General features: G+C 39.2%; 20 protein-coding genes and 1 riboswitch. Of the genes, 11 read left to right on the top strand and 9 right to left on the bottom strand.

Going from position 1 to position 16427, the window contains the following annotated elements; translation table 11 throughout:
* Positions 1-108 precede the first annotated feature (108 nt).
* Positions 109-1137, bottom strand: coding sequence for an NADP-dependent oxidoreductase (locus AC25Y6_RS05855; protein ID WP_482105561.1), 1029 nt, complete (start codon positions 1135-1137; stop codon positions 109-111).
* A 307-nt stretch (positions 1138-1444) separates the two neighbouring features.
* Here AC25Y6_RS05855 and AC25Y6_RS05850 point away from each other — a divergent pair, with 307 nt between their 5' ends.
* Positions 1445-1663: a hypothetical protein gene (locus AC25Y6_RS05850; protein WP_488142323.1), complete on the top strand. Its 219-nt coding sequence runs from the start codon at positions 1445-1447 to the stop codon at positions 1661-1663.
* A 103-nt stretch (positions 1664-1766) separates the two neighbouring features.
* A riboswitch (TPP riboswitch) is annotated at positions 1767-1869 on the top strand.
* Between the two features lie 207 nt (positions 1870-2076).
* A complete protein-coding gene (locus AC25Y6_RS05845; RefSeq protein ID WP_482105563.1) occupies positions 2077-3354 on the top strand; it encodes an acetylornithine deacetylase in 1278 nt (425 codons plus the stop codon).
* Between the two features lie 117 nt (positions 3355-3471).
* Here AC25Y6_RS05845 and AC25Y6_RS05840 read toward each other — a convergent pair whose 3' ends face one another.
* The 4 genes from AC25Y6_RS05840 to AC25Y6_RS05825 form a co-directional block, all read right to left on the bottom strand.
* Positions 3472-4536: an LLM class flavin-dependent oxidoreductase gene (locus AC25Y6_RS05840; RefSeq protein ID WP_488142322.1), complete on the bottom strand. Its 1065-nt coding sequence runs from the start codon at positions 4534-4536 to the stop codon at positions 3472-3474.
* Between the two features lie 23 nt (positions 4537-4559).
* Positions 4560-5201 carry an NAD(P)-dependent oxidoreductase gene (locus AC25Y6_RS05835; protein ID WP_482105565.1) on the bottom strand — a complete coding sequence of 214 codons (642 nt, stop codon included), beginning with the start codon at positions 5199-5201 and terminating at the stop codon, positions 4560-4562.
* Between the two features lie 128 nt (positions 5202-5329).
* Positions 5330-5758, bottom strand: a complete 429-nt coding sequence (locus AC25Y6_RS05830) for an Rrf2 family transcriptional regulator (RefSeq protein ID WP_482100026.1) — start codon at positions 5756-5758, stop codon at positions 5330-5332.
* A gap of 191 nt (positions 5759-5949) precedes the next feature.
* Positions 5950-6768, bottom strand: a complete 819-nt coding sequence (locus tag AC25Y6_RS05825; RefSeq protein WP_482105566.1) for an EcsC family protein — start codon at positions 6766-6768, stop codon at positions 5950-5952.
* 239 nt (positions 6769-7007) lie between these two features.
* Here AC25Y6_RS05825 and AC25Y6_RS05820 point away from each other — a divergent pair, with 239 nt between their 5' ends.
* Positions 7008-7763: an NRDE family protein gene (locus tag AC25Y6_RS05820; RefSeq protein ID WP_488142321.1), complete on the top strand. Its 756-nt coding sequence runs from the start codon at positions 7008-7010 to the stop codon at positions 7761-7763.
* Positions 7764-7815: 52 nt separating this feature from the next.
* Positions 7816-8361 carry a hypothetical protein gene (locus tag AC25Y6_RS05815; protein ID WP_488142320.1) on the top strand — a complete coding sequence of 182 codons (546 nt, stop codon included), beginning with the start codon at positions 7816-7818 and terminating at the stop codon, positions 8359-8361.
* Between the two features lie 80 nt (positions 8362-8441).
* Here AC25Y6_RS05815 and AC25Y6_RS05810 read toward each other — a convergent pair whose 3' ends face one another.
* Positions 8442-8837 carry an SRPBCC family protein gene (locus AC25Y6_RS05810; protein ID WP_488142319.1) on the bottom strand — a complete coding sequence of 132 codons (396 nt, stop codon included), beginning with the start codon at positions 8835-8837 and terminating at the stop codon, positions 8442-8444.
* A gap of 157 nt (positions 8838-8994) precedes the next feature.
* Here AC25Y6_RS05810 and AC25Y6_RS05805 point away from each other — a divergent pair, with 157 nt between their 5' ends.
* The 4 genes from AC25Y6_RS05805 (at position 8995) to AC25Y6_RS05790 (ending at position 10974) form a co-directional block, all read left to right on the top strand.
* Positions 8995-9417: a DUF1801 domain-containing protein gene (locus AC25Y6_RS05805; protein WP_488142318.1), complete on the top strand. Its 423-nt coding sequence runs from the start codon at positions 8995-8997 to the stop codon at positions 9415-9417.
* A gap of 17 nt (positions 9418-9434) precedes the next feature.
* On the top strand, positions 9435-9836 hold the full coding sequence (locus AC25Y6_RS05800) for a VOC family protein (RefSeq protein WP_482105571.1): 402 nt from the start codon (positions 9435-9437) through the stop codon (positions 9834-9836).
* 137 nt (positions 9837-9973) lie between these two features.
* Entirely contained in the window at positions 9974-10405 is a 432-nt protein-coding gene (locus tag AC25Y6_RS05795) for a DUF948 domain-containing protein (protein WP_488142317.1), read from the top strand.
* 14 nt (positions 10406-10419) lie between these two features.
* The gene (locus tag AC25Y6_RS05790; RefSeq protein ID WP_482105573.1) at positions 10420-10974 is read left to right on the top strand and encodes a DUF948 domain-containing protein; all 555 of its coding nucleotides are present in this window, start codon (positions 10420-10422) and stop codon (positions 10972-10974) included.
* Positions 10975-11027: 53 nt separating this feature from the next.
* Here AC25Y6_RS05790 and AC25Y6_RS05785 read toward each other — a convergent pair whose 3' ends face one another.
* The 3 genes from AC25Y6_RS05785 to AC25Y6_RS05775 form a co-directional block, all read right to left on the bottom strand.
* A complete protein-coding gene (locus AC25Y6_RS05785) occupies positions 11028-11477 on the bottom strand; it encodes a DUF948 domain-containing protein (RefSeq protein ID WP_482105574.1) in 450 nt (149 codons plus the stop codon).
* 23 nt (positions 11478-11500) lie between these two features.
* Positions 11501-11983, bottom strand: coding sequence for a DUF948 domain-containing protein (locus tag AC25Y6_RS05780; protein WP_488142316.1), 483 nt, complete (start codon positions 11981-11983; stop codon positions 11501-11503).
* Positions 11984-12106: 123 nt separating this feature from the next.
* Positions 12107-12406, bottom strand: a complete 300-nt coding sequence (locus AC25Y6_RS05775) for a DUF3219 family protein (protein WP_482105576.1) — start codon at positions 12404-12406, stop codon at positions 12107-12109.
* Between the two features lie 171 nt (positions 12407-12577).
* Between AC25Y6_RS05775 and AC25Y6_RS05770 the strand changes: the two genes are divergently transcribed.
* The 3 genes from AC25Y6_RS05770 to AC25Y6_RS05760 are packed head-to-tail and all read left to right on the top strand — an operon-like array spanning position 12578 to position 16374.
* The gene (locus AC25Y6_RS05770; RefSeq protein WP_488142315.1) at positions 12578-14134 is read left to right on the top strand and encodes a spore germination protein; all 1557 of its coding nucleotides are present in this window, start codon (positions 12578-12580) and stop codon (positions 14132-14134) included.
* Positions 14135-15247, top strand: coding sequence for a GerAB/ArcD/ProY family transporter (locus AC25Y6_RS05765; protein WP_488142314.1), 1113 nt, complete (start codon positions 14135-14137; stop codon positions 15245-15247).
* Positions 15244-16374: a Ger(x)C family spore germination protein gene (locus tag AC25Y6_RS05760; protein WP_488142313.1), complete on the top strand. Its 1131-nt coding sequence runs from the start codon at positions 15244-15246 to the stop codon at positions 16372-16374. Before AC25Y6_RS05765 ends, AC25Y6_RS05760 begins: the two co-directional genes overlap by 4 nt.
* The last annotated feature ends 53 nt before the right edge of the window (positions 16375-16427 follow it).

Genomic DNA, 16427 nt, shown 5'->3' with positions numbered 1-16427 from the left:
TAGCATAGGCTTTTTTTAATTGTCCTTTACACAGGGTACAGTTTAGTTGCTTGAGGAGTTTTTTTATAGCATATAAGTGTTGCAGGTCAGGCAATTTCAGATGAACTATTAAAGTTTCGCGTATTTAGGATCAGCCACTTTTACAAGTTGCTTACCTAGATTCGTTCCTTTAAATAAACCAAGGAATGCCTCTGGTGTATTTTCAAATCCTTCTACAATTGTTTCTTCATATTTCAGTTTACCTTGCAGTAGCCATTTAGCTAAGTCAGTAAATCCTCTTTCAAAATCAGTAGCAAAATCGCCTAGGGTGAAGCCTTGCATCATAGCGCTCGTCTTAATCATAGCCGATTGAATACGTGGTCCAGCATCTTTTCCTTCTGCGTTGTAGGAAGAGATTGATCCGCATAAAGGAATACGGGCATTTCGATTTAGCATAGTAAAAACAGCGTCTGAAACGTCCCCGCCGACATTATCGAAATAGACATCTACTCCGTCAGGAACGGCATTTTTAAGGTCTGTCCAAAAACTTTCTTTCTTATAATTCACAGCTGCATCAAAGCCGAGTACATTCAATAAGTAGTCAATCTTTTCATCTGAACCAGCAATACCTACTACTTTTGCCCCTTTGATTTTCGCGATTTGTCCAACTGCTGAACCAACGGCCCCGGCAGCACCAGAAACGACGACTGTTTCACCTTCTTGAGGTTTTCCGATATCAAGCAATCCAAAATATGCAGTTAAACCTGTCAAACCGAGAATACCTAAATGTGTTGAAATAGGTGCCAACTTAGGGTCTATTTTGCGAATTTCATTTTCAGTGGCTACGGTATATTCAGCCCAGCTGAGATTTCCAGTAATTACATCACCTTGTTTGAAGGCGTCCGACTTGGATTCAATCACCTCACCCACGACACCCCCAGAAATGACCTTATTCAATTCAAATGGAGCTATATATGACTTGGCATCTCGCATTCTTCCACGCATGTATGGATCTACAGACAAATAAAGTGTCCGTACTAAAATTTCATTCACTTTTGGTGAGGGAACTGAACTTTTTACAAAGGTAAAGTCTTCTTTGGTAGGCATTCCATTGGGCCGATTTGCTAGATGAATTTCCTGTTGTATCAATTGTGTCATTGCAATTCCTCCTTTGTAGTTTGCCGAATGAGTTGGCAATAGCAAACCCTAACACTCAGGAGTAACCAAGGTCAATGATTATAGACTGGTGTCTCATCTTCATTGATTTGCTATTTTTCCGAATTGCTATGGTGTTGGCACCGGTGTCATAATCTCAGCAGACACCTGTGGAGGAATCCCAAAATAGTATCCAAAAGTGTTGTAATTATAGTTAACTATAACTATTATGTTATTAATATGAACTAGTGGAGGACTTTAAATAAACATGAAGAAAAAGCACATACTTTTTTTGGCTTTGACCTTAATAGTGGCTTTACCAACGTCAGCTACTGTTGTATTAGCAACTAACGAGGCGGAAGTTCAAGCTGTTAAACAAGTAGTAGTCACGACTGCCGCAAAATTTACGGATATTCCAAATAGCCATTGGGCGAAAAATGAAGTTATGCAACTTGTGGAGATTGCTTCCAAAGCATCGTTTTTATCTAATGAACAGTTAGGATACACAACGAAAATAAAGAACGGATAGCGTAATATTGGATTAACGCAATATCTTCCTGAAGAGGAAGAACGAAAGGATGCATTATGAACCTCGTTCTTGGCTTAATCATAAAGAAAACACGAATTGAATAGAAGTCTGCTAGGGGAGCCAATTTGGCTGAGACACATGATGCATGTAAACCCTTCGAACCTGATCTAGTTTATGCTAGCGTAGGGAAGCAACTGGACTCTACATCAAATGAATGTAACTACGTAGAAAACAGCCGCTTTCCGATTATGGAAGGCGGCTGTTTTCTGTTCCATCGCAAATTCAATGAACTAGGGATTTCCCATCATACACGCTTCGGCGCATTCGCTCTGTTAATGCACCGAATTCAATATTGCAATCTATCAAGTATGGATTTACTTTACTAAACATTAAATAAAGAATGGATGATTGAAATGGAAAATAGTATTAGCAACTTGGTTGATGAACGTCAAGAGGAGTTATTGCAATTACTTGCAGATCTAGTTAGTTTTCCGACAATCAGCCCTCCCGCAAGAAATACAGCCGGGGTGCAGCAGTATATTCAAGAGTTTTTAAAACTAGAAAAATTCGATACAGCCAGTTGGGATGTGTTCCCTGGTGATCCAAACGTGGTAGGCATAAAAAAAGGGACAGATGGAGCTCTGTTTAACAGCTTACTCATTAATGGTCATATTGATGTTGCGGAAGTTAGGGATGAAACAGAATGGACTGTGCCTGTCTTTAAACTGACAACTAAAGATGGAAATGCATATGGACGAGGAACTTCCGATATGAAAGGTGCAGTGGCAGCGACTTTACTAGCCGTAAAATTATTAAACGAACTAGGTGTGGAACTGAAAGGTGATTTGCAGATTCAGACTGTCATTGGGGAGGAAGCAGGAGAAGCTGGAACACTTTCGTGTATGGAAAAAGGCTATACAGCAGACTTTGCACTCGTCGTCGATAGTAGCAATCGCCAAATTCATGGCCAGGGCGGTGTAATAACCGGCTGGATAACGATTAAAAGTGAGGAAGTTTACCATGATGCAATGAGGATGAGTATGCTTCATGCGGGCGGAAACATTAATGGGGCCAGTGCGATTGAGAAGATGATGAAAGTAATTGCCGGGCTACAAGATTTAGAGCGTCACTGGGCCGTGACAAAACAATATCCAGGTTTTGCACCTGGTAGCAACACCATCAATCCTGCAGTTATAGAAGGCGGAAGACACGCGGCTTTTGTAGCGGATGAATGCCGGCTTTGGATCACCGTTCACTTTTATCCGAATGAAACCTATCAATCTGTGATAAATGAAATCGAAGAACATTTGAACCATGTAGCAAAAGCTGATCCGTGGTTAAGAGAAAATCCCATTCACTATCGCTGGGGTGGAAAATCGATGATTGAAGAACGCGGGGAAATATTCCCTGCACTTGAAATGAATGAGGGGCATGCGGCCGTTCAACTTCTAGCATACTGTCATGAACACACCGAAAAAAGTCCCGTAATCATCGGCATGTCAAGAACAGTAACAGATGCAGGATGGCTAGGCGAAGCAGGGATTCCCACAGTTATTTATGGTCCTGGGAAGTTGGAAGAGGCCCATACAGTTGATGAAAAAATAAACATTGGAGAACTAATGGCTTTTACAAAAACGCTTATGATATTTATAAATAAGTGGTGCAATTTAAAAAGAATGGAGAGCAAGTAATCTCCCCATTCATCTAATACTATTATGCTATTATATGTTGCTTAATTAGTGAAGTCATTTCTAATACGTCATCAAATAGTTGGTTTGTTTCAAGAGGTAGATGATCAAAGGATAACCTTACCTAGTGGTCTCCCGTCGAACGATTGGAGCTACTTCTGTTGCTAACATTTCAATACTTGCTGCGACTGAAGAAAACGGCAAGCCTCCGATATCCATTTGTGCAATGAAGCGTTGGTGTCCAAATAATTCGTGTTGGTGAAGAATCTTCTCGACTATTTGCTGAGGGCTGCCAACAAATAGTCCGGTTTCGGGACTGGCCATATGGTCGAAATCAGAACGAGAAATTCTCGTACTCATTCCACGTTGTTTGTTCACGTACCCCCAGTAATTTGCATAGTAGGGATAGAAATCGTCTTTTGCTTGTTGTGAAGTCTTTGCTATATACGTGTGTCCAGTTACAGCTATTTTTAAATCCTCTTCAAGATGCCCTGCATCTTTGCCTGCTTGACGATACAAATCAACAAGTGGCTTAAAACGAATTGGGTCGCCGCCAAGTATGGCTAATGCTAAACCAGTTCCAAGTTTGCCTGCTCGTATTGCACTTTCAGGTGTGCCACCGACACCAACCCAAATCGGCAGTTTATCTTGAACAGGCCGGGGGGCAATCATAGAATTAGTTAGAGGCGAACGGAATGACCCATTCCAACTGACGATTTCATTGGCATTCAATTGTTGGAGAAGTCGAATGTTTTCATCGAAGAGCTCGTCATAATTGTTTAAGTCATGGCCGAATAACGGAAAGGATTCTACGAATGCACCACGACCTGTAATAATCTCAGCACGGCCATTCGAAATCAAATCCAGTGTTGCAAAATCCTCGAATAGACGAACGGGGTCGACCGTACTCAAAACAGTCGTTGCACTCGTCAATTTAATACGCTTTGTGTTTTGTGCCACTGCTGCAAGAACAACTGGCGGAGCCGATACTGCATAATCCAAGCGATGATGCTCACCGACACCAAAAATATCAAGTCCGACTTCTTCAGTCAGCTTTCCAATAGCCATTACTTCATGAAGGCGCTGTTGAATACTAATTGTATTTCCAGTTTGAGGATCTGGACCAAGATCCCCGAATGTATATATTCCAATCTCAATTCCAGATTTCTTGGTTTCATTTGGCATAGTACTCATCTCCCAAAACTTAGTTATTTTGCTTCAGAAACAAGAGTAAAACGTTCATTTATATGTTGAGGATTCTCGATTTCATCAAGAACTGCGACTGCGTAATCTGCATAACTTACGTAGCTATCACCTTTTGAATTTACCATTAAATTGTCTTTTCCTTTTTGATACGAACCCGTTCTTTTTCCTTCAGGATTGAAGAATGCTGCTGGGCTAATGAATGTCCATTTAACTCCACTCGTCTTTTGCAGATCTAGTAAGTTCTGTCCTTGATTGGAAGCAGTTGCAAAGTATTCTTTAGGGAATTCGGGTGTGTCAATTAGGCGGATGGTTTTAGCTTCATCTACAAACAAGCTACCTGCACCACCTATAACAATTAATCTTGTTTTGGGAGCAGCCTTAAACACTTCAATTAATGCTTTTCCAGCATCTACATGGAGGTGTTCTTGTCCTGCAGGTGCGCCGAATGCATTTACGACAACATCAAATTGCTGAATGTCTTCAGCTTGCAGGTCAAATATATCTTTTTCGAGAATGTTCGTTTTTTCCCCAGACATTTTTGCTGCGTTTCTAACGATAGCTGTAACTTCGTGTCCTCGGTCAATCGCTTCTTTTACAATAAGACTTCCTGCTTTTCCTGTTGCTCCGATAATTCCAATGTTCATGACAATTCCTCCAGTTTTTGGCACATATATACTAATATGCTCCTAATGATTTGTAGCTATTCATGATAACGATTTAGAATGTAACTGTAATGGTTACAGTTACAACGGTAATCAAAAAACCGAATAAACTATCCAATTTTTTGTGTTAATACCGATATTAACTCTTCCATCGAAATTTCATGTAAAACAGATTCCATCGCATCTTGAGCCCGTAGTAAAATCAGTTCAAGAACAGCCTCGATATTGGCACCAACAGGGCAATTTGGATTTGGTTTTTCATGAAATTGAAAAAGCTCGCCTTCTTCTACGACTTCAACTGCCCTGTACACATCGAGCAGGGTAATATCTTTTAATGATTTTTGAAGTGTAGCTCCTCCAAGACCTCGCCGAACTTGAATAAGTCCTGCGTTTCTTAGTTTACCAATTACTCTTCGTATGACTACAGGATTTGTATTCACACTTTCCGCAATCCATTCAGAAGTGCAAAGCTCGTTTCTTTCGATTGCTACGAGGGATAGAATATGAACTGCAACTGTAAAGCGACTACTGATTTTCATTGCAAGTAACCTCCCGATGTAATCATTATAGTTACATCAGATGATGATTGTCAATTTTTATAATTTAAGTGAAGGGGGAATCTTGTGAATCAAGTAGAAATCCCTGTTTTATAGCAGTAAAAAAGTTCGGTTGAATGATATCAGCGGGTCACAAATTTAATGCGACTGATGCATTTGTACATATTGAAGAGTTAGGTAGTTTGGCTTTTAGAACTAACATCATTCCTAAGCCTTTCAATAATTCTTCTTTTTCGGTAAAGCATTTTACCAGCTTCAGCAATATCACTCACAGCAGAGCGATTGATGAATGCGCCGAACACGAGCCCTGCGATAGGTACCATTTGAAATAGCTTTTTCCAACCGAATTGATCCCGGAAAGAAAAAACGACCTCGCGCCAGCCTTGCAGTTCAGAAAGAACTTCGCGTTTTGTAGAGTCATCGGGATTATCGAATTGAGACAATTGTGTAAGAATGGCTTGTTTACCTACAATGTCAGCAGATACAAATTGCATGCATTTTACGATAAACAAACGTTCCTCTTTTACTTTAGGATCATAACCATAACAAATCGCAATATCCTGTAATGTTTTTAGCTGTAAACTAAGAAGTAGAGGAATGTCGATTGTTAACGTAAAAATACCGCCAATACCAGTACTAGCACCTTGAACCGTTGCAAACTTTTTTCTGCTACCAGTAATTTTTTCTACAGCTGTGTCCATTGTTGAAATATCAAGCTTTTCGACATCTTCCAATGTATTTACAGTTAAGTCGGGATAATAAGCAGGGATTTTAGTAGCTGAACTTAAATAGCTGCCGCCCGTTTGTACATATTGACCGAGTTCATCCAAAAGTAAGCCGATTTTTTTTTGAATAAAAGCAGGGGTGAATTTATCGATGATCTTAAATGGCAAACGCCCAAGCTTTTCCCAAAACCATAAATCGCTCTGATTTTTTTCCCAAACCTCAACCTTATTTAATTCCTCTGTTAACCATTCCTTAGAATCTGCCACTTTTAGTTTCGCCTCTTTCTTTGATATTAATTGTACGTTATCCCGTGTGAAAAGTTCCATTAATAACTTTTTTGCTTATTATTAGTTATGCTTGGATGTATTCTGTTATAGATTCAAATGAAATACACCCCTTTTTAATTGTCATTTGGTCAACTAAAGGAATAGTCTTGCAAATGGGTATTGCGAATTACTATATGTACTGGGCTAGGCGTATAATGGAGGGAAAGGGGTGTCGAAAAGTGTGTCTGATTAATTTTCATTACAACGAACATCCGACTTACAAATTGATTGTCGCCGCGAACAGGGATGAGTTTTATGAGCGTCCGACTGCCTCGGCAGATTTCTGGACAGACAAGCCTGATATATTGGCAGGACGTGATTTGTTGCACAGGGGAACTTGGCTTGGTGTAACGAAATCAGGGCGATTCGCTGCATTGACGAATTACCGAGACCCGCAGGAAATCACTGTTGATAAACAATCCCGCGGCGATATCGTCGCTAGCTTTTTATCAGAAACTGTGTCGCCTGAAGAATACCTTGAAACATTGAAGAGGAAGAAAGACGATTATGCAGGATTTAATATTCTCGTCGGCGATTTTGATTCTTTATACTACTTTTCCAATAAGCAAGCAGAAACCGCGAAAATATCTGAAGGAACACATGGTTTGAGCAATCAGTTTCTGAATACGGCGTGGCCGAAAGTGGTGAAAGGGAGGACTAAGCTTCGGGATTATGTATTGGCACATGAAATCGTTAACACAGATGTTCTTTTCGATATCATTTCTGATGCTGACGTCGCGCCAGATGCACTACTGCCGAATACCGGGGTAGGCCTGGACCTTGAACGGCAACTGTCACCACTGTTCATCAAAACACTAAACTATGGAACCCGTTCTTCCTCAGTCTTACTCATAGGTCATGATCATAGTATTACTTTCATCGAGCGAACATATGTCAATGGGGCTTTAAATGGGGTTAAAGAATTCGAATTATGATTTATATAGTGTTAACCTTACCACTTATTTTATATAGAGGGAGTTGTAGATAGTGGACAGTGCAATCCGAACCTACTTTGCAAACCTGGAAGCAAAGGACAAAGGGGTACAATATGAAGCATTTACTACAATTATTGCAGTTATTAAAGAAGAAGTGGACTGGGCTTATGAGGTTTGGGATCAATTAAGGGATTGGTTGACGGATTCCGATAATCATCGAAGATCTAGGGCAGCACAGTTCCTAGCAGGTCTAGCGAAAAGCGATCCTGAAAAACGCATACTCAGAGATTTTCCAGCGCTATGGGAAGTGACGAAGGATCCGAAGTTTGTAACGGCCCGACATAGCCTGCAATCGATATGGAAAGTGGGCATGGCTGGAATGGAACAAAAAGAGCTGGTGATTCATCATTTAGTAGAGCGCTTTCAAAACGGTGCGGATGAAAAACATTACACCTTGATTCGGTTTGATATCATTCAAGGGTTGAAAAATTTATATGATGAATTAAAAGATGAAGAAATTAAACAAATAGCAATGGATTTGATTGAGACAGAAGAAGATATCAAATACCGTAAGAAATATAGGACTGTGTGGAAATGAAGAGTCTAGTGTGACAAACTGAAAAGCCGAGTTCACACTAGAACTGTAACCCAAACACATGGCGGGCGGCATATCGCAAATCAAGAATAGGGGAGTTCTCTACTTTCTAAATAAGCATTTAGATTTTCCAATGAATAATCGAATCCTTCTTGATTGAATTGTACGCGCGTTCCGTCCAGTTCAGTAGTTAACTCAATGGTAAACAGCATTTGATTTGAATCCCAGTAATAAGAAAATTTTTGATTTGGGATGACTTCTATTATTGTGAAGGTCATGGGCATGCTTTCCCCTTCTTTAAGGTCGTTACATAAGCTCGGCATTAATGTGAAAACCGCTTGTTCTCCAGCTTTCAAAATTGGAATAACCCAATTGGATCCTGGAGCGTACCAGATTGAAAATTCCTTGTCGTTAGCAATCGCATTCCAAACTGTATTTATATTCTTCTTAACAACTATTGATGAACAGCCATTACTCAATGTTAACAACCTCCTATACGTGTTCTTTAAGTATAGGAACTTAAAGAAGAAAAAACAAACGTGTTACGATGCATTCGTATTTAATCTGAACATATGGAACTGAACAAGATTTGTCGAGCTAATTGAAATTTCATTTAGAAAAGGAGTGATTAGCATTATGTACGAACTAAAAACAAAAGAAAATGACAATAGTGTTATTGAGTTTATAGAAAATATTGAGAACCCTAAAAAACGTGAAGATGCATATAGATTGTTAGATATATTTACTGAAACAACAGGTTTCAAACCAAAGATGTATGGCCCTAGTATTATTGGATTTGGTTCCTATCACTATAAATATGAATCTGGTCATGAAGGAGATGCGCCGTTAGCCGGTTTTTCTCCTCGAAAAGCAAAAATCAGTTTGTACTTAGAACCAGAATTCCCAAAACGAGTAGATTTATTGAAGGATTTTGGAAAACATACAACAGGGAAATCATGTGTATACATCAATAAATTAGCGGATATTCAAATAGATATACTAAAGAAGTTAATCAAAGAATCCATACGAATTACCAAAGAAGCCTATCCAAATCAGTAAATAGAGGAGGGGATTAGATGAGACCGAAAATTAATATAATTACACTTGCCGTGGATGATTTAGTGAAGTCTGTCTCCTTTTATCAGGATGTATTGGAATTACCAGAGCAAGGGATAGATAATGGAGAAGACCATATTCTATTTGAAATGCAAGACAATTTGTCATTGGTGCTTTATTCGCGTTCAAAGCTAGAAGTGTTTGCAAATCAAACGAACACTACCAAAAAGCCTTCGGAATTTATCCTTAGCATTGCAGCTGACAGTGAAGAAGAAGTAGATTCAATCTTGAAAAGGGCTATAACAGCAGGTGGAACACTTTTACCTAATCAGCCAAAGAAATTTGATTGGGGCTATACTGGACATTTTCAAGATCCGGATGTACATACTTGGGAGATAGTTTATTTTTATTCAAATAAGTAGTATTTTGAATGAAGACATTTCTTCTTAATATTAGAATAGTCAAATGGAACGCAACAAAGAGTTTAAAGTTGGGCGTATTCATGTTTCACAGACTATGTTTTAGTGGTATAAGACGAGTAGGGAGGAGTTGTTGGTAAATGACTTTCATACATATTGGCGTATTTCTCATGTCGGTCGCATTTGCAATTGTTGCGGTATTCATTGCTAAATTGCTTATGAGCGTATCAGGCGTCATTGGTTCCGTCGGACAAACAATCAGTAATATGGAATCAAAACTGGACAAGACAGTCATTGAATTGGAACAAATGATTACAGAAACGAATCTAACAGCAACAGACATCGAAGAAAAATCACTAGCATTAAATAGTATTTTCTACACAGCCAAACATGTAGGTGATTCAACGTCGCTCATGAGTGATGAATTAGCTGCAAGAACAAAACGCTATTCGGAAGACACATCATTACCAGGTACAAAACCGTTCGTACGAATCATCCAGTTTTCTGAATTCGCTTCTGGTCTATTCACTTCCTGGAAGCGAGGCAAGGGTGCTTCATCAAAACAATTTTGAAATGAGGGATGAACATGGATTTAACAGGAATTGGCGTATTGCTGATAGGTATCGCATTATTGGTGTTAGCAGTTTTTGTAGCACGCGTATTAAATAATTTTTCATCTATACTAAGTGGAGTGGATAAGACAATTGAACAACTGCCGGATCAATTGGATAGTATTTTACAAGAGACGGGGAATTTGATCCATAACAGTAACAAAACACTTGCCGATGTTAATGAAAAACTGGGAACGCTGACGCCATTGTTCCATATCGTTGGAGATGTAGGTGAGTCTACAAGAACATTATCATCATCGCTTGTCGATTTGACAGCTTCTGCAAAAGATAAGATGGGCGGAGCTGACCTTGGTCAACAGGATAAGCGATTAGGTGGATTATACGGTACTGCTGCTCTTGGATTTTATGCCATGCGAAAAAGCAAGGATACTAAAAAAGGAACAGGTGCGAGGCATGCAAGGAATTTGTATACGGAAGGTGAGAAACGTACTTTTGATATTGATAGAATGAAGGCCGAAGCGAGAGAAGCTGCAAGAAGTGGAAAATTCATCAGTGAAGATGCAACATAAAAAATGAAAATCGTGTGGAAGGAAAGAATTCCTTCCACACGATTTTTTGTTGTTTACCTTGATTTTGCAATGGGCATTGTTTCTTTAATCTCTTTTCGTCTCTGTGATAGAAAAAATAAAAATGATAGAAGCCCATAGATACCTTCATACTTTTCGCGTCTAACAAACTCTTTTGCACTGCCGGTCTGTTGTTTTAATAAGTTTGTTTTAGCAAGGGCGGCTGTTGTGAGTTTTCTTGAAGCTTCCCCTGCATCACCAACGATATGGAAAAGTGGGCTTATTTCATTCACTTGTTCGTTGACATTACTGAGTGTCGCATTACTTGTTTGAAGTATATCCGAAGCTTGATGTGTCACATCGTCGAGCACCTCGGGCAAACGATCTGTCGTCTGTTGGAGACTTGCAAGTACATCCGACAACTTATTAATCGGTTTCAAGAGAAAAATGACCAGTACAGCAAATGCGATTCCGATAATGAGTACACCAATACCTAACCAATCCATATTCATTCACCCCATTATTAAGTTTATGACCTATTTTTTTGTTGCGGCATCGGCAAACGTTTTGACCGAGCCTTAACTTCATCCGATTCGGTATTCTGTTTTTCACGTTGGAAGCGGTAATAGACACGTGCTGCTGTTTCAGTCAGTATAGACGCTTTTTCCATGAAGTCTTGATACTTTTCAGGTGGTGCTGCGACTTCATCTGAAATGGCACGAATCGATTTGTTCATATGCTCAGTGGAGTCTCCGAGGTTTTTCGCGGAAAGTGACAAGCTGTTCAAGGTTTGTAGTTTGTTTTCCGCGTCTTCAGCAATCCGATTCGTCTTTTCCATCAACTGCTCAGACTTTTCGGTAATTCCGCCAAGTTTCGTCTCGACCCGTTTCAAAGTCTCTGAAACTTCACTGATCGCCTGTTTTGCGCTTTTCAAAGTAATGACAACAAAAACTGCAATGAGCAGCAAGGATAAGGCCGCAATGATAGCGCTTGCGTATAAAAGTATCTCCATTAACATTTCATCCCCAATCCAGACTAGTAAATTGTCTTTATCTATTTTGTACCACTATACAGGCATAACTAAACACATACAACAGTTGGAAAACCAACTAGTGTATGTGTTCGATGAGTGATATCAAACTTTTTCTAGTAACACCAAGTTAAAATCGCCCACTTCATTTTCCTTATATAAATTCGTAATTGAAGTGGAATAGGAATGAATCATTGCTGGAAATTCAAGATTTTTTCCTGGCACTTTCACTTGGAACTCCATCTCGTACAGCAATGTGGTGATCTTATGATAGTCGGTACTTGTAACTTTAAAATCAAACCCGATTTTCCTTAGTTCTTTATTAACAGTTGTATCAAAAGTAAGTTCCTCATGGTAATTAGTTATAGCAATAGACACTTCATTCAAGACCACATTATCAATCATGTTTTTCACCTCGCTGCGGATTTAGATTCACGCCTAATTATACACTCATTAGTTCTGTGCTATAGGTGAAATGCCTAGGTCGAAGTCCCGTCTAGCACTTTATCGCTGACTGTATCCGAGGGTATAGATCATCCCATTAAAGCCTATTCTAGGAACAAAGATACAAACGAGGTGAGACTACTGTTTAACAAAAAGTCTAAACAATCTTCTGGGAAAAAACAGACAACAGGTGTGAGTGACGAAAGCACAGAAGAAAAACAAACAATGATTTCAACCTCTGGTGATATTTTTCTCCAGTCGATAAAAGAAGCCACTCACAATACATCTGACTTAATCACTAAATCGTTACCTTCGAATCTCACGATCATATATATAGATAATCTAGTGGATATCCCGACGTTAAATAATCATATCCTTCAAGATCTGTTGAAGTATACACTTGTCACACCTGAAATCGTTACATCCATCCTTACAATACCTCAGGTGAAATTGGCTGATGAACTCGAGAAAGCCGTTATTGCGATGATGGATGGGATAGTGCTTATTCATGTGGAGGGATACTCACAAGTCGTATTGGCGAATATCCCCACAAATGAAGCGCGGGCTTTATCAACGCCGGAAAATGAATCCCAAGTTATCGGTTCCCAGGTCGGTTTTAATGAAAGACTGTCAACGAATGTTTCCTTGATTCGAAGGTATATAAAAAATCCAAACTTGTGCAATGAAAGATTAGAAATTGGAAAACAATCGAAGACAGCGATTGCAATGTTATACATTAAAGGCGTTGCTTCCGACGAAATGGTGAATACGCTACGACAAAGGATCACCAACCTTAAGGTTGATGCTGTAATGGATAGCTCGATTCTTGAACAATTGCTAGACGACAATTCGTTATCGATTTTTCCCCAAATGCTACTAACAGAAAGACCGGACAAGCTTAGTGCTGAACTTTTGAATGGGAAATTGGGGATCATCGTGGAGGGTAGTACCCATGCAATCGTTTGCCCATTCTCATTTCTTGAGTTCTTCCAAAGTCAGGAAGATCAAAATTTACGATGGCAGATTGCTACATTTGCCCGGTTATTAAGATTTAGTGCAGTCGTCCTATCAATTTTTTTATCCCCTTTATATGTAGCGACATTAACATTTCATTACGAAGTTATTCCACAAACGCTCTTAGTCCCGTTAAGTGAATCAAGAGCATTGGTTCCTTTTCCCCCTTTATTTGAAGCTCTAATTTTAGAACTTTTTATTGAACTCCTTAGAGAAGCAGGAATTAGATTACCGTCAAAGGTTGGTCAAACAGTCGGGATTGTTGGCGGTATCGTCATTGGAACGGCAGCTGTGCAAGCAGGAATTACAAGTAATATTTTAATTATCATTGTCGCCTTAGGGGCATTGGCATCCTTCACCACACCAAGTTATATGATGGGTAACGTTATTCGAATTATTCGGTTTCCGTTGATAGTAGCAGCAGGACTTTGGGGCTTTTATGGCATTATGCTGGGGCTTTGTTTTATCCTTATTCACCTTTTACGTCAAACAAGCTTGGGTTCGCCGTATACAGCACCTTTTTATCCTCCTCGCCTGCTTGATTGGCGGGATAATCTTATCAGATTACCCTTGCCATTTACATTTAAGAGATCTTCAGATACCAGACCAGAGGATGAAGACAAATATGAACCTGAACCCATAAATCCCGAGAAAAATGAAGCGAAGGTGAAATAAGTGAAAAGTTCCGTACAAATTGGTCCCAATGATACGATTAGTGCTTTTCTACTTTTTTTCATCATTCATGCCGCTCAAACCGGGATTGGAATGCAAGGATTTCAACGGATTATCTACCAGGACGCAAAACATGATGCATGGATTTCTGTACTACTTGCAGGTCTTGCCACGCATATTATTGCAATTTTTATGATTAAAACGTTGGAGATATATGGTTCAAATGATTTATACGGTATTCATCAAGATATATTTGGTAAATGGATAGGGAATTTCTTCAATATTATGTACATTCTTTATTGTTCAGTTGCATTTTTTGCCGTTTTAAGGAATTATATTGAAGTCGTTCAAACATGGGTTTTTTCGGATTTGGATACTTGGTTTCTTGCAGCCACATTACTGCTAATCATGATTTACACGTTTACGGGCGGTCTGCGCGTTATTGTGGGCGTTTGTTTTTTTTGTGTTGTACTTTCCATATGGCTTTTCCCGATGTTGGCTTATCCGATAAAGTATATGGAACCGAGAAGTCTTTTTCCCATTTTAGAGGCCAATATGAGCGGGATATTGAAAGGTGTAAAGTCCATGACATTTACGGTTATTGGATTTGAAATAATCTATGTGATTTACCCCTTTGTAAAGGATAAAACGAATGTAAGAAAAAATGTTCATCTTGCTTTGTTCGTAACAACATTGATTTACCTAAGCGTCATGTTGGTTGCACTAACTTACTTCAGCGGGGAACAATTAACGAAAACCATTTGGGCGACTTTATCATTGTTTAGTATTGTTAAACTTCCGTTCATTGAACGATTTGAGTATATAGTGGTTTGTTTTTGGATGTTGATCATATTGCCGCTCCTTTGTCTGTTTGTATGGGCTGCTTTTCGCGGAACTAGACGACTGGTAAAGGTAAGTGCGACTAAATTTGTCTGGGTATTCTCGTTCATCATTTTACTTGTAAGTGTAACGTTTAAAACCCGGCCTCAAATAAATACGTTTAATAATTACTATGGCCAGGTGGCGTTTTATATTGTTTTTGTTTACCCTATCATCTTGTATGTGTTAGCAGTGGCGAAAAAGAAATTTAAATCACGTAAGGAGCAAATAGAATGAAAAAATTTTATTTTTTTTTACTACTGCTATTTCTTTGCAATGGTTTGACCGGATGTGCAGAAACAAAACTCCTTGAAAGAGTAGGTTTAGTCAGTTTGATTGGCTATGATATCGGTAAAGAGGAAAGCGTGGAGACTACAGCAGTTGTTCGCCAAGTGGGCACAGAATTACAAAGTAAAGTTCTAATTATTACCGCTGAAAACGAAACAAGTCAAGGGACACGTGCAAAAATCAATCGCAAGTCAGCTAAAAAGATAGAGAACGGACAATTGAGAGTGGTCTTATTCGGTGAAGAGTTTGCCAAAGACGGCATTGGTCATTATATTGATGCCCTGTTGAAAAACCCTGCAATGAGTGGGGAGGTTGTTGTGGCAGTGGTTGAGGGAGAGACGAGACCATTACTTGAATTCCAGTACCCAGATATCGATGACATTGGGGAATATATTCATGAGCTGTTAAAGCAAAACGCTAAAAGTGAGCAAGTGGTTTCATCCACGCTTCATGAAGTAACCTATGATTATTATTCCGCGGGCAGGGATATTGCGTTGCCCATCATAAAAAGGGAAAAAGATTTAGTGGAGATTTCCGGAATTGCCTTGTTTAAAAAGGACAAAATGATAGGTGAACTTTCTGTTGAGGATAGTTTTTACGTAAAGCTAAGTCGAGATAATTATAAAGCCGGAACATACGAAATGAAAATTAAAGGCGATGATTTACCTTCATCTTTAACGAAGGATCCCCCTGATGAAATTAGTTTGGTATTCGATCCGATTAAAACGCACAAAGATGTGAAGGTAGTCAATCCAACAACTCCTGAATTTGACCTACACCTTACAGCGCAAGCAACATTATTAGAAATAAAACCAGATGTTAATATAGGGGAAGGGGAAGCCAAAAACACGGAAAAACTTGAAAAAGCAATCAGTAAGAAGTTATCGAGTGAAATATCAAGAATAATTGCTTACTGCCAAAAAATTGATTCGGACGTTTTTGGATACGGTGAATTTTACAGAAGCTCTGTACGTCATTCTAAACTGACGGAAGAGAAGTGGCATGAAATGTACAAGGAAATGAAAGTCAACGTTGATGTTGACCTTACTCTGGCTAGGAGTGGAGTCTTTGAATGATTGGTACTCACCTTATTATGACTGTTTACCTGTCAAGACAGACAAGAAGTTGT

It is taken from the genome of Sporosarcina sp. Y1004, from assembly GCF_057669665.1.
This window is presented reverse-complemented; position numbering and strand designations above follow the sequence as displayed.

Coding starts and splice junctions, on each gene's coding strand:
- AC25Y6_RS05855 (WP_482105561.1), bottom strand. CDS start 1,137: ATGACACAATTGATACAACAGGAAATTCATCTAGCAAATCGGCCCAAT.
- AC25Y6_RS05845 (WP_482105563.1), top strand. CDS start 2,077: ATGGAAAATAGTATTAGCAACTTGGTTGATGAACGTCAAGAGGAGTTA.
- AC25Y6_RS05840 (WP_488142322.1), bottom strand. CDS start 4,536: ATGCCAAATGAAACCAAGAAATCTGGAATTGAGATTGGAATATATACA.
- AC25Y6_RS05835 (WP_482105565.1), bottom strand. CDS start 5,201: ATGAACATTGGAATTATCGGAGCAACAGGAAAAGCAGGAAGTCTTATT.
- AC25Y6_RS05830 (WP_482100026.1), bottom strand. CDS start 5,758: ATGAAAATCAGTAGTCGCTTTACAGTTGCAGTTCATATTCTATCCCTC.
- AC25Y6_RS05805 (WP_488142318.1), top strand. CDS start 8,995: ATGTACGAACTAAAAACAAAAGAAAATGACAATAGTGTTATTGAGTTT.
- AC25Y6_RS05800 (WP_482105571.1), top strand. CDS start 9,435: ATGAGACCGAAAATTAATATAATTACACTTGCCGTGGATGATTTAGTG.
- AC25Y6_RS05795 (WP_488142317.1), top strand. CDS start 9,974: ATGACTTTCATACATATTGGCGTATTTCTCATGTCGGTCGCATTTGCA.
- AC25Y6_RS05790 (WP_482105573.1), top strand. CDS start 10,420: ATGGATTTAACAGGAATTGGCGTATTGCTGATAGGTATCGCATTATTG.
- AC25Y6_RS05785 (WP_482105574.1), bottom strand. CDS start 11,477: ATGGATTGGTTAGGTATTGGTGTACTCATTATCGGAATCGCATTTGCT.
- AC25Y6_RS05780 (WP_488142316.1), bottom strand. CDS start 11,983: ATGGAGATACTTTTATACGCAAGCGCTATCATTGCGGCCTTATCCTTG.
- AC25Y6_RS05775 (WP_482105576.1), bottom strand. CDS start 12,406: ATGATTGATAATGTGGTCTTGAATGAAGTGTCTATTGCTATAACTAAT.
- AC25Y6_RS05760 (WP_488142313.1), top strand. CDS start 15,244: ATGAAAAAATTTTATTTTTTTTTACTACTGCTATTTCTTTGCAATGGT.